Here is an 11,462-nt window from a genome sequence, read left to right as displayed (position 1 = left end):
ATCAAGTCGATTGTCAGCAGTTGTGACAATAAGGGTTGACTAAACTTAGTAATCAGCTTTATTACCTCTAATGCACTAAGACAAGCTAGTGTCCCAGAAACAGCACCGATAACCGAGAACCCACGCTGATCCCAATCTGGCTTTTCTGGGAACAAACATGATAAACAAGGAGTGACACCAGGAATAATCGTCGTCAGGTAAGCTTCCATTCCGTCCATTGCAGCTTCCACCATTGGTTTTTGCCAGCGCACGCAAGCCTGATTGAGCAAGTTTCGCTCTGTGAAATTGTGGGCGCAATCAACAGCTATATCAGCAGATTGCACTAAAGAGTCTACATTCTCTTTTGTAACGTAATCATGAACTGCTTCCACCTGAATATCAGGATTAATAGCTTGCAGTGTTTCTCTAGCTTTGAATACTCTTGGCTTACCTACCCAATCATTTGTCATCAGAACCTGACGATTCAGATCATCTAGCCGTAAGTCACCACCCCGAACTAGGATTAGCCGCCCAACACCCGCTACTGCCAAATAAAGCGCTGATGTACCGCCTAATCCCCCTACACCTGTAACCAAAACCGTTGCGGACTTCAAGCGCTTTTGTGCTGTCTCTCCAAAATTGGGAAGCATCATTTGGCGGTGATAGCGTTCTAACTCACTGGGTGTTAAGTTCATCGCTTTTTACCTCTTTATCAGTCGTAAAATTTACCACCTAGTTGGTCGTAAAATTTACCACCTAGTTGGTAGCAATTATTGTAGTTGTCTATACACTTTCTGATTTTATTACCTGTAAAGTTGGTATTTATTCCAGACACCATTAAGGGAGCTATGTGCAAATATAGCGATGTCTACGACGGGCTGTTCGGTGACGCGAATGTGGTGCTGCTCCCTCTGCGGAAATGTCGTGATAGTCCTTTATTCAATCATCCCTGCTCTTTGACCAGAACCGATCCATCGCTGCCAGTTTGCTCTTTGTCCTGAGTTGAATGCTCAATGAAATTTTTTAGTATCTCTTGATATAGAAAATATATTTTAGAACATTTAGCCTATTTAGTTGGTATTTTTTAAAAAATTACTTCTGTAATTATCCAACTTTTGTGGTGATAAAGGCCTATTTAAGTTGATTTAAAAGTTGTTATCACAAATATCTCAGTAATTCAAAAGTCAAAATTGTAGCAACTGCATCTGAAAAAACCCATTCTCCCGTCGTCTATCCGATCGCGGTTCTTAAAAGCAGTAAAAATGTCGATGCCGCTAAGGATTTTGTAGAATTTTTATCGGGCAATCAAGCCAAAACTGTGTTTGAAAAACAGGGATTTTCGGTAGCTGGTAGTTAACCAAATAATTACTAATTCGTAATTCGTAATTAAAGAGCGGGTACAAGCAAGCCCCCACTAAATTTTTAATTTAGCAATCTTCAATCAGTGAAGAGTTCAAGTTCTCACTGATTGCAATTACGAATTATTTTGACAAGGCTGGTTGATGATTCAACGCACTACTCAAACCAGCCCTAATAAACACTGTTCTTATCCACAAAACTATGCCACTGGATTTATCGCCCCTCTGGATATCACTTAAAACTTCATTTCTTGCAACATTTATTACCTTCTTCCTTGGCATTTGGGCTGCTTACTGGATGCTGGGATTTTGACTAGGCTTCATCATCTGATGTTTCTTCAATCTCGATTTCCCAAGATTCTCCTTTATAATCTGGTGAAAAAAGGTGAATTTTGGCTTTATTGGAAAACTGCTTCAGCTTTTTGATGAACTGGGGAATAGCATCGACTATATGCAGATAACTTTCTATGTCATAACAGATAATGAGTAACATCAGAGGACTAGTATTTATCTTGAAATACCAGTGACAATTTGATAGTAAAACTCGCATAATTGGGCCGCAGGCTTGATAAAATCGCCTGCAAGTAGCTTCTTCTAATTGCCTGTAGAATAACTCATTAAGTATAGGCGCTCCAGTTGGAGGCAAATCATCTGCGGGAAGGGGGGATTTATTCATAGTAAATAACTAGGGATTGGGAATTATTAGTCAAAAAATACAATGTTTCTGCATGTTTTAATCACGCCATCTATTCAAAGATGGCGCAAAAAGCACTTTTGTAGTTGCACTCAAAGTCGGGAAATCATAGCAAGTGTTCTTGTTCTTGTGTTGGAAGCCATTGCAGTTCTAACCACAAACGCGGATCTGTCTGCTTTACCTTCGACATCGGATCTCGCAGCAGATGTGTAGCATTTAGGCAGACAACCTCAACTAATCCTGCATATTCTGCTACTTCTGTGAGTATAGATATCTGGGCTTTGACAGCAGCAATCAGATTGTCAGGGCAATAAATTGTGAAGTATGGTAGAAAGTGAACACGAGGTCTTCCCCAATAAGACTCGATGAGTTTAACATGACAGTGTTTTAGCAATTCCTCGACTTGTGGAAAAGAATGAGCAATAACCGTTTTGAATTCTTTGACTAGCTCTTGTTCATACCAACTTGTGTTCATAGTTATAACTTTCATGCTGAAAGTAGCAATTGGGAATATTGAATTGTGATTTAGCTTTTCTACTAATTATTGATAACTCAGCACTTACCAGGCTTGGCACGAAGATTTTTTGGGGTACTGTGTAGTACAAAAAGGTCGGCGAAGCAATTTTTTACTAATGCTGGTTCCGTTCTCCTCAAACACTATCAAGTGCAATACTTGCTCTAGGAAACGCCGTTTGTCAAAAATGCCTTGAATCAGCACCTCTAGTTCAGTTACGCCCTTGGCAGGAAAATCTTCCCCCTCCGGGTGACGCTCGTTCCTCTCTACGAGACGCTGCGCGAACGCTACCGCTGACGCTAACGGCAGTTTGCTTATGCCGGAGAACCCTTTCGGCAGTTCCTCCTGGGGGAAACCCCCAAGATCGGACTGCCTCACCACGGCAACTGCCTCACCATCAATGGTGCGCCAGGGCAAAAACTCCTGCCAGTCTGAGGTTAATGTACCGACTCGTGCCTGATTTCCATAAGTAATAACTAGGAATGTATTGTAGTCAAACAGCTTCGATATTTGTTCAATGTAGGTCTGAATTCGCTGATAAATATTTAGAGTTGGTTGTTTTTAATGCTTAACCTTTATTTCCTGCTCTAAAAACAGGTTACCAATATCAAATAAAAGCTGCATAGTGCCTCGGTAACCAACCTTGGTGAACTGACCATGATCTAAGCGGTCAAAAATGGGAATCCCTTGACGATAGAGAGGAATATTTAAGCGTTGGGCGATCGCAACTCCATGAGAGTTGGTAATTAGCAAATCAGATCCAACCGCCAATTGCTCAAAATCTTCCAAATCACCGATAGTGACGCTAGGAATCGGAAGTTTTTCGAGCAGAGGAAAGCGTGTTGTTGTCACTGCTGAGTGAATCTGCACTCCTAGCGATCGCAAAAAAGCAACTGTTGACCAAAGTAAATCTGGTTCCAGCGCTAAAGAAACTCGCTTGCAACCAAAGTAAAAGTGATTCTCCAACATCACATGTTGTAACTGACGGCGCTGACGGCGGTATTTCTGTGGTACGCTAACACCACTGATATCCGCCAAAGCTTGCAAGAATTTATCTACTGCTGCTAGTCCCGTCAGTTCACCAAATACCTCGTAAGGTATATTGAATCTCTGCTCCAAAATTTGTGCCCCAGCCCGCATACTCTCGCCTAGTGCCAAAGTGAATACAGAACTGCCAATTGAGCGCAACTGTGACAAAGTAGTGCCATTAGCTGTAATGGCACTAGAGGAATCTTCTATAGAACCATCTAGTACGCCAGAAAGGTCAGGTACAACAATAGGTACAAGTCCAAAAGAGGTAACAATCTCTTTAATTTCCTGTACATCCCCTGGTGTGAAGGCAGAACTCGCCAAAATAGTGATTTGTGTGGGACAAGCGTCTTGGTTGGAGCTTTTTTGGGGGATTTCCCTGACTATACTCTCAACTGCACCAGCAAAGCCATCCTGTAATGTACCTTTGAAATCTGGTGTAGAGACAAGCACAATTGGTAAATAATCCAGTTCTGGGTGACGGTGGCGAATCTCCTTGACAAAGCGCCCCATATCATCACCTCTGGTTTCCACAAGTCCAGTGCTACAAAGACCGATAATTTCTGGTTTGGATCTTTGCACCAAAGTCAAGATTGCTTGTTCTACTCTTTCTTCGCCACCCAAAATAGTTGCAACTTCTGTCATCGCTGTACTGGAAAGAGGAATCGCCTGACGGAAATGTTGTACTAATACCGCCTTAGTCAAAGCAGTACAGCCTTGAGAACCGTGTAATAAAGGCATCATTCCCTTCACCCCCAAAAAAGCTAAAACTGCACCCACAGTTTGGCTTTGCTTCAGGGGATTAACTGCAACAGATGTACTCGTAACGCTAATAATCGCCATCAAATGTCCTCCTGTTGAGAAGATAAGGGGGATGAGGGGGATGAGGGGGATGAGGAAGATATTACTGTTACTCCCCCATTTCCCCTATCTCCCCCTGCTCCCTCATCTCCCCCTGCTCCCCCATCTCCCCCATCCTCTGACCACGGGGCTGGCTGGTATACTTGCTCCCACACAGGGTTGTAAAAAGCGGCATACAGTTCTCGTGCTACCTCTAAGATTCCTATATAGCCTGCATAGGGATGGTTGCGTTCAGTATTAATATCTAGAAATGGAATCCTAGCTGTGAGAGAAGTGTCTTGATAACATTTATCAGCAATTAACATATCAGCTTGATTTTCGTTAATTATCTGGAGGATCTCTTGAGGAGTATTTTGTTCTAAAATTATGCCATCTTGACCCAGCAAACTTTTGATTCTAATTTTATCCTCCTCAGTATTATTCTTAGTACTAATAGCAATAACTTCCATCTCCAATTTCTTAGCAGCAAAGATAATCAACCAACTCTTAAAACTTCCAGTATAAAGGATAACGCGCTTACCTTGTAATCGAGTGATATACAGAGCGAGTTTTTCATCTATTTCAGCAGTTTCTTCTACAATTAGCTTTTCTGTACGTTCTTGCAAATCAGGATTACCCAACTTTGCGGCAATATTCCTTAAACACTGATTGATTTGCTCTATGCCATAAATAGACTCTTCAATATAGGGAATGCCATATTTTTTCTCCATGCTTTTTGCCATGTTGATTAGTGCTTTGGAGGAGAGTAGCACGTTAAGTTTGGCGCGATGGGCATAGCAAACTTCTTTGTAGACAGCATCGCCTGTAATTTTTGCCAAAACTCTAATACCTAATTTCTCCAATAACGGTAGAACATTCCATATTGCACCTGTGATGTTATATTCACCAATCAAGTTGATGTCATAGGGTGTACTAGTATCTGGTTCAGTTGTTCCAATAACGTGTTCTAGCAACGCTTCACCAGCAACGCGATTGCCCAAATTTTGGCTACCAATAAATCCAGGGCAATGTACAGGGATAGTGGGTATTCCTGTTTTTTCAGTGGCATCTTTGCAAACTCCCTCTATGTCATCCCCAATCAAGGCTGTGATGCAAGTGGAGTAAACAAATACTGCCGCAGGTTTGTAGCGTCTTTGTAATTCTAAAATGCCTTTGTACAGCTTTTTGGCTCCACCGAAGATGATATCGTTCTCATCTATGTCGCTGGTAAAACGTATTTTGTACAGCATCGAACCAGAAGAAAGACTGCTGTAAGTTCCCCAAATACTGGCAGCACAGCCACTTGGTCCGTGAACTACATGAGCAGCATCGGTAATTGGTACTAGGGTAATCATTGCACTATCAAAAGCACAACTCCCTTGAGTAGTTCCAGGTTGGGGTAATTGTGTGGAGGACTTTTTTTTATGCAGTTTCTGCTGCTGACGAGCATTTTCAGAATTGGAGTCACTGAGTGAATCGTTGATTTTTTCTGGGGTGGGATTCATTTTTTTGGTGACAATAGGTAGAAGTTATTAGGTGTTAAGAGAATTCCAAAAGGCTTTCATCGGATTTTCATTTATTAACCGTGTATCTAAAGCATGGAATAAAAGGGAATGAGAAAAATAGTTTCCCATCCCCTAAAACATAAACACCAACTAGGTTAGAGAAGGAGAAAACAAAAACACGAACAGACTATTAAAGTATTAATGTTGCCGTGTACACCTTGGTAGATTAGTGTTAACACAGTGATTCAAATGCAGAGAGTTAAGATTGGCTATTCCACTACCTCCATTTTAAAGGATTGGTCAGAGGGTGGGCCAAAATAGCCCACCTAATATTTACTCTGCATTTAGCATCGGAGTCTGAACAAGAACCTTACTTCTTCTCGCTACCGGAAACTATTTCTACATTTCCTTTTTTCAGTGCTTCTAATGCTTCACCTTCAGCGTCTTCTTGCTTCTTAGCAGCATCTGCTTGGCTAATTAGTTTCGCAGCATTTTCTTCACTTTCAAGGATACCGAATTCAATCAACAAATCTTCTAACTCATCCATTTCGATGGGTGTGGGAACGGCGAGATTTGTATTGTTGATAATCTTGTCTGCTAGTGTACGGTATTCATGAGCTTGCTTGCTGTCAGGCGCGTACTCGTTCACTGTCATCCGACGCAATTCGGCGTGTTGCACGATATTGTCACGGGGGACGAAGTGAATCATCTGGGTACTTAATCTGGCTGCTAGGGTGCTAATCAGTTCGTCTTCCCGGTCAGTTTTCCGGCTGTTACAAATCAGCCCCCCTAAACGTACCCCACCAGTGTGAGCATATTTGAGAACCCCACGAGCGATGTTGTTAGCTGCAAACATCGCCATCATTTCACCAGAAGTAACGATGTAGATTTCTTGGGCTTTACCTTCACGAATTGGCATAGCAAAACCACCGCATACAACGTCGCCCAATACGTCGTAGGATACGAAATCTACGTCTGAGTAAGCGCCGTTTTCTTCAAGGAAGTTAATGGCGGTAATGATACCCCGACCGGCGCAACCTACACCAGGTTCTGGGCCACCAGATTCTACACATCTGATATCCCGGAAACCAGTGATTACCACTTCTTCGAGTTCGATATCTTCCACAGCGCCCCGTTCAGCAGCTAAATGCAGCACCGTAGTTTGAGCTTTACAGTGCAAAATCAAACGAGTGGAGTCAGCTTTCGGGTCACATCCGACAATCAAGATGCGTTTACCTACTTCTGCCATAGCAGCAAGAGTGTTTTGGGAAGTGGTAGATTTACCAATACCGCCTTTACCGTAAAAAGCAATCTGTCTAATTCTTTCGTCGGACATGATGATTGATCCTGTAATTGTTTGTTTGGTGAGTCTGTCGGTTTATGAGGTGTTGGCACAAAGTGCCTACCAGAGGTACTTGCTGTCAAGTTACAGCAGTAACCTTATGTAGAACGTTGTTGGAGGTGCTCGTTCTACAGCAAAAAGAGTCTGTATCCAGAACATATTTAAGTTTTGGTCAGTTTTCGCTGCCCATTAGTCATTGTTTTTTCTGACTAATAGCTAGAGTGATAAGACATGACTCAAGGAATATTGCAAGTATTACCAGCCGCTCACTCAAATGATTTCTCTGGCGGTAGTAATACCAATTGGAAAAAAGAAAGCTACAGATTCCAAGCTGGAAACCCAATTTCAACCCGAATTACGTTAGCGTAGCGTTAGTGATCGCGCAGCGTTAGCGATAGCGTAGCGTTAGCGATAGCGTAGCGTTAGCGAGGAACGAGCGTCGGAACGAGCGTCGGAACGAGCGTTATTACGAATTCAGCATTATCATTTGTTGTAATCTCCTGAAGGTTGCTCATACCTAAAGAGTGGTTGCGTTACATAGTTATAAATTTCCCCGCCGACTTACTTAGTCCTATATATGTAATTCAATTATAAATGCGCTCGCGTTTTGGAGTTTTGAGATGGCGATCGCTATGCTTTTTGCGATCGCATCCTTGATGATATCGAACTGACAAGTCAGCGCTTCACTATCGCCCGTGGGTGATTACAAGTGGAGTGCGATCGCGCAGCTTACAGCATTTTTCAGGTATTTAGACTACAGATGAGACGGGGAGTGGGGAGTGGGGAGTAGGGAGTGGTGTAGTTCAATTACTTGAAAAGCGCTGTAACGAAGTTATTTCCCCGGTGGTAAAGTTCCTCCGTCACCTGCATCGGTAGACTTACAATAGACCAACCCACTATCTTTCTTGGAGTTTTTCATCATGTCCATTTCCACTTGTAGTACATTGCTTGGGTGTATATAATACAATAGCCTAAGCTTTGCAGTGGCAAGACTTAATGTGTGCTACTTTGTGGCAATACTGGTGAAATTAATTATGCGTTGCCCGAAATTCTTTGTAGGCAAAATTCATGAATTGTGCCTACGTGATTTTTACTCCTATGTTTAATGAGGTACAGCCACTTGTGCATCAGCTACCTGGGTATTGTCAGCAACAATTTTGCGGAATGCATCACCTTCAATTGTTTCCTGTTCTACTAACAAATCTACTAAACGCTCCAAAACTATCCGGTTTTCTTCCAACAGTTCTATTGCTCTAATGTAGGACTTGTTAACAATTTCGCGCACCTGTGAATCAATTTTGGCGGCAATTTCCTCAGAATAGTCTGATTTATTCATCCAGTCACGTCCTAAAAATACCTCTCCACTCTGATTTTCTAGTGACAATGGGCCTAATTCTGACATCCCGAAGCGTGTCACCATCTGCCGCGCCATTCCTGTAACTTGTTGCAGGTCATTGCCTGCACCTGTGGTCACTTCTGGCTTCCCAAAAACAATTTCCTCGGCGGCGCGACCACCCAAAGTAGCAGTAATCCTGGCTTTGAGTTGGGAACGGGAAATTAACCCCTGTTCTTCGTTGGGAGTAAACCAAGTTAATCCCAGTGCTTGCCCCCGTGGAATGAGTGTAACTTTTTGTACAGGGTCATGGTCTTTGAGAAATGTGCCAACTAAAGCATGTCCAACTTCATGATAGGCAATCAAGCGCTTGCTCTTGCTGTCTACTAAGGCGGTACCTTCCATACCTGCAACGACTCTATCCACAGCAGCATCAATTTCTAAAAGGGTGACAGCTTCTTTGCGCCTCCTAGCGGTGAGAATGGCAGCTTCGTTGAGTAAGTTGGCTAAGTCTGCGCCAGTAAAACCAGGAGTGCGACGAGCGATCGCTTCTAATGATACGCTAGGATCAATTTTCTTATTCCGCGCATGGACTTTCAAAATTTCCAGTCGCCCTTTGAGATCCGGTGCATCCACCATCACTTGTCTGTCAAAGCGTCCTGGTCTGAGCAACGCTGCATCTAGAACATCTGGGCGGTTAGTGGCAGCAATAATAATAATGCCTGTGTTACCTTCAAAACCATCCATTTCGGTGAGCAGTTGATTGAGGGTTTGTTCGCGCTCGTCGTTACCGCCACCGATACCAGCACCTCGTTGTCTACCTACTGCGTCAATTTCATCGATAAATATTAGACAAGGGGCATTCTCTTTGGCTTTCTTGAAGAGGTCGCGCACGCGAGATGCACCTACACCAACAAACATTTCCACGAATTCTGAACCGGAAATACTGAAGAATGGTACACCTGCTTCACCTGCGATCGCTTTTGCTAGTAAAGTTTTACCAGTACCCGGAGGGCCAATTAACAGCACTCCTTTGGGAATACGTGCGCCTACAGCAGTAAATCTTTCTGGCTGTTTCAGGAAAGTAACAACTTCTTCGAGGTCTTCTTTAGCTTCTTCAACCCCGGCTACATCTTCAAATTTTACTCCAGTTTTTGCCTCCATTTGGAAGCGAGCTTTGGATTTACCGAAATTCATCGCTTGACTAGAAGCATTAGTAGAGCGACGCAGGAACAATAGCATTAAAGCTACCAGTGGCAAAATCCACATGAGATTGATCAACAATCCAACAGCAGCTCGACTGTTAGCTGAGGAAACTTCGCCAAAATCAACATTCTTATCTTTGAGGATGTTAATTAACTCTGTGTTTTGTGCCAGAAGTCTCACCTGTTGCGGTGGTGTATCAGCCTTTTGCCCTTTGAGATAAACCTTTGCTAGCTGTTCAGTTTCGTCAAGCTCTACTTTTTGGATTTCTCCCGCCTTCGCTTTCTTGATCAAGTCGCCATAATTTAAAGAGGTGCTTTCTGCCTTTTGTGCCAAGACGGGAGTACTCCCAAAAATTCCTGGTAACATAATCAAACTAGCTGCAATCGCACCAACCCAAGCACCACGCTTTGACGACTGTCTTTTTATCAATGGTTTTTTTCCCAAATTTGTCATAATAATTACCTTTTGTCTGCTGGCACAAGTTGAGCTATGGTTTTATGCCTATTCTTCTACCAAAAATTGTAATAACTGGAAATTACACTTTTCTTATCTAGTCTAACTTCCACACAAAACCATTCCCAAGTTTCTTCCGGCTATTACATGAAGTTGAGCAACCTGGATAATTATTTTGGCTCACGACTGTAGATATTAATTTGACACATTCCGATACAAATCGCTAAGATAAACATAGTCATAACGATTTCGCTTTTCCAAAAACCTGGTGATAGTAGTCAGTTAATAGTTTGTGGGTTAATTATGGTAAGAATTGTTGGCATAGGTGGTAGTTTAAGACCCAACTCCTATACCCAGCTTGCTTTACAAATAGCAGTGCAAAGGGTTGAAGCGGTGGGTGGAGAGGTAGAAATTCTCGATTTACGGCAGTTGCAGTTACCGTTTTGCACTGGTGCAAAGGAGTATCCAGATTATCCAGATGTTCTACGGTTGCAAGATACAGTCAGCCGCGCCGATGGATTAATTTTAGCGACACCTGAGTATCATGGTAGTGTTAGTGGTGTGCTAAAAAATGCTCTGGATTTGATGAGCTTTGAGCAACTGTCTGATAAAGTGACAGGACTAATCAGCGTATTGGGGGGTCAGTCTAATAGTAATGCTTTAAATGACCTACGGTTAATTGTCCGATGGGTGCATGGTTGGGTGATTCCAGAACAAATTGCGATCGGACAAGCTTGGGGTGCTTTCAGCCCTGAAGGCAAGTTGCTAGATGAAAAACTATCTCAAAGATTTGATCAATTTGCTCAGAGTTTAGTTGATAACACTCGCAAGTTGCGGGGTGTTGATTAATTCTATCGTAGGCAAGTTCGTAGTAAGGACTTTAGTCCTTATTTTCATTTTCTAATCACTAAAGTGCTTACTACAAACCCTCAAAACGAGCTTGACATACTAAGCTAACGCGCCTACATATTGCACTATTTTCCGTGTAGACCGTCATTAGTCATTAGTCCAGAAGTGTTTACTAAGGACAAAGGATAATTGACAAAGGACAACCTCACCAGTTGATGTGCAACTTAAATGCGTATAGCGGTTCTCGGTTGAGTTAGGTACAAGAACCCACCCCCATCCCCTCTCGAAAAGCAAAGCTGTTTCATTCACTCATTGGCTCAAAAAAGACTTGTGTTGTAAACGAAAGTACTTGTGTTCTGA

At 42.6% G+C, this 11,462-nt stretch carries 11 protein-coding genes and 1 pseudogene; 4 read left to right on the top strand and 8 right to left on the bottom strand.

Translation table 11 applies throughout. The annotated features are described in order from the left end of the window. The coding region (locus tag LC574_RS08085) for a HesA/MoeB/ThiF family protein (protein WP_229452694.1) at positions 1-674 on the bottom strand (674 nt) is incomplete at its 3' end. An 84-nt stretch (positions 675-758) separates the two neighbouring features. On the opposite strand from LC574_RS08085, the gene LC574_RS08080 reads away from it, so the two are divergent. Both LC574_RS08080 and LC574_RS08075 read left to right on the top strand, forming a co-directional pair. Further along, positions 759-980: a hypothetical protein gene (locus LC574_RS08080; RefSeq protein WP_229452692.1), complete on the top strand. Its 222-nt coding sequence runs from the start codon at positions 759-761 to the stop codon at positions 978-980. Positions 981-1,153: 173 nt separating this feature from the next. Further along, positions 1,154-1,336 (top strand): annotated as a pseudogene (locus LC574_RS08075) (extracellular solute-binding protein); the annotation flags it as partial. 314 nt (positions 1,337-1,650) lie between these two features. On the opposite strand, the gene LC574_RS08070 reads toward LC574_RS08075, so the two are convergent. The 6 genes from LC574_RS08070 to nifH form a co-directional block, all read right to left on the bottom strand. Next, complete coding sequence (locus tag LC574_RS08070; protein WP_229452690.1) at positions 1,651-2,013, bottom strand: hypothetical protein; 363 nt, start codon at positions 2,011-2,013, stop codon at positions 1,651-1,653. A 124-nt stretch (positions 2,014-2,137) separates the two neighbouring features. Further along, on the bottom strand, positions 2,138-2,506 hold the full coding sequence (locus LC574_RS08065; RefSeq protein WP_229452688.1) for a hypothetical protein: 369 nt from the start codon (positions 2,504-2,506) through the stop codon (positions 2,138-2,140). Positions 2,507-2,590: 84 nt separating this feature from the next. After that, on the bottom strand, positions 2,591-2,962 hold the full coding sequence (locus tag LC574_RS08060; protein WP_229452681.1) for a hypothetical protein: 372 nt from the start codon (positions 2,960-2,962) through the stop codon (positions 2,591-2,593). A 144-nt stretch (positions 2,963-3,106) separates the two neighbouring features. Beyond that, positions 3,107-4,417 (bottom strand): nitrogenase iron-molybdenum cofactor biosynthesis protein NifN, encoded by a 1,311-nt coding sequence (nifN, locus tag LC574_RS08055; protein ID WP_229452679.1) that lies wholly within the window; start codon positions 4,415-4,417, stop codon positions 3,107-3,109. Then, a complete protein-coding gene (nifE, locus tag LC574_RS08050; RefSeq protein WP_229452677.1) occupies positions 4,417-5,919 on the bottom strand; it encodes a nitrogenase iron-molybdenum cofactor biosynthesis protein NifE in 1,503 nt (500 codons plus the stop codon). Before nifE ends, nifN begins: the two co-directional genes overlap by 1 nt. A gap of 370 nt (positions 5,920-6,289) precedes the next feature. Continuing rightward, positions 6,290-7,255: a nitrogenase iron protein gene (nifH, locus tag LC574_RS08045; protein WP_229452675.1), complete on the bottom strand. Its 966-nt coding sequence runs from the start codon at positions 7,253-7,255 to the stop codon at positions 6,290-6,292. 237 nt (positions 7,256-7,492) lie between these two features. On the opposite strand from nifH, the gene LC574_RS08040 reads away from it, so the two are divergent. Beyond that, positions 7,493-7,630 (top strand): hypothetical protein, encoded by a 138-nt coding sequence (locus LC574_RS08040; protein WP_229452673.1) that lies wholly within the window; start codon positions 7,493-7,495, stop codon positions 7,628-7,630. 733 nt (positions 7,631-8,363) lie between these two features. Here LC574_RS08040 and ftsH read toward each other — a convergent pair. Further along, positions 8,364-10,253, bottom strand: coding sequence for an ATP-dependent zinc metalloprotease FtsH (gene ftsH, locus LC574_RS08035; RefSeq protein WP_306422091.1), 1,890 nt, complete (start codon positions 10,251-10,253; stop codon positions 8,364-8,366). A gap of 303 nt (positions 10,254-10,556) precedes the next feature. On the opposite strand from ftsH, the gene LC574_RS08030 reads away from it, so the two are divergent. Continuing rightward, positions 10,557-11,102: an NADPH-dependent FMN reductase gene (locus LC574_RS08030; RefSeq protein ID WP_229452663.1), complete on the top strand. Its 546-nt coding sequence runs from the start codon at positions 10,557-10,559 to the stop codon at positions 11,100-11,102. Positions 11,103-11,462: the final 360 nt, after the last annotated feature.

The sequence above is a fragment of the Nostoc sp. CHAB 5715 genome (assembly GCF_020829685.1).
In the GTDB taxonomy this organism is placed as follows: Bacteria; Cyanobacteriota; Cyanobacteriia; order Cyanobacteriales; family Nostocaceae; genus Nostoc.
The sequence above is the reverse complement of the archived record's forward strand: the minus strand, read 5'-3'. Positions and strand labels throughout refer to the sequence as shown.

Coding starts and splice junctions, on each gene's coding strand:
- nifH (WP_229452675.1), bottom strand. CDS start 7,255: ATGTCCGACGAAAGAATTAGACAGATTGCTTTTTACGGTAAAGGCGGT.
- LC574_RS08030 (WP_229452663.1), top strand. CDS start 10,557: ATGGTAAGAATTGTTGGCATAGGTGGTAGTTTAAGACCCAACTCCTAT.
- nifE (WP_229452677.1), bottom strand. CDS start 5,919: ATGAATCCCACCCCAGAAAAAATCAACGATTCACTCAGTGACTCCAAT.
- nifN (WP_229452679.1), bottom strand. CDS start 4,417: ATGGCGATTATTAGCGTTACGAGTACATCTGTTGCAGTTAATCCCCTG.
- LC574_RS08065 (WP_229452688.1), bottom strand. CDS start 2,506: ATGAACACAAGTTGGTATGAACAAGAGCTAGTCAAAGAATTCAAAACG.
- LC574_RS08070 (WP_229452690.1), bottom strand. CDS start 2,013: ATGAATAAATCCCCCCTTCCCGCAGATGATTTGCCTCCAACTGGAGCG.
- LC574_RS08040 (WP_229452673.1), top strand. CDS start 7,493: ATGACTCAAGGAATATTGCAAGTATTACCAGCCGCTCACTCAAATGAT.
- ftsH (WP_306422091.1), bottom strand. CDS start 10,253: ATGACAAATTTGGGAAAAAAACCATTGATAAAAAGACAGTCGTCAAAG.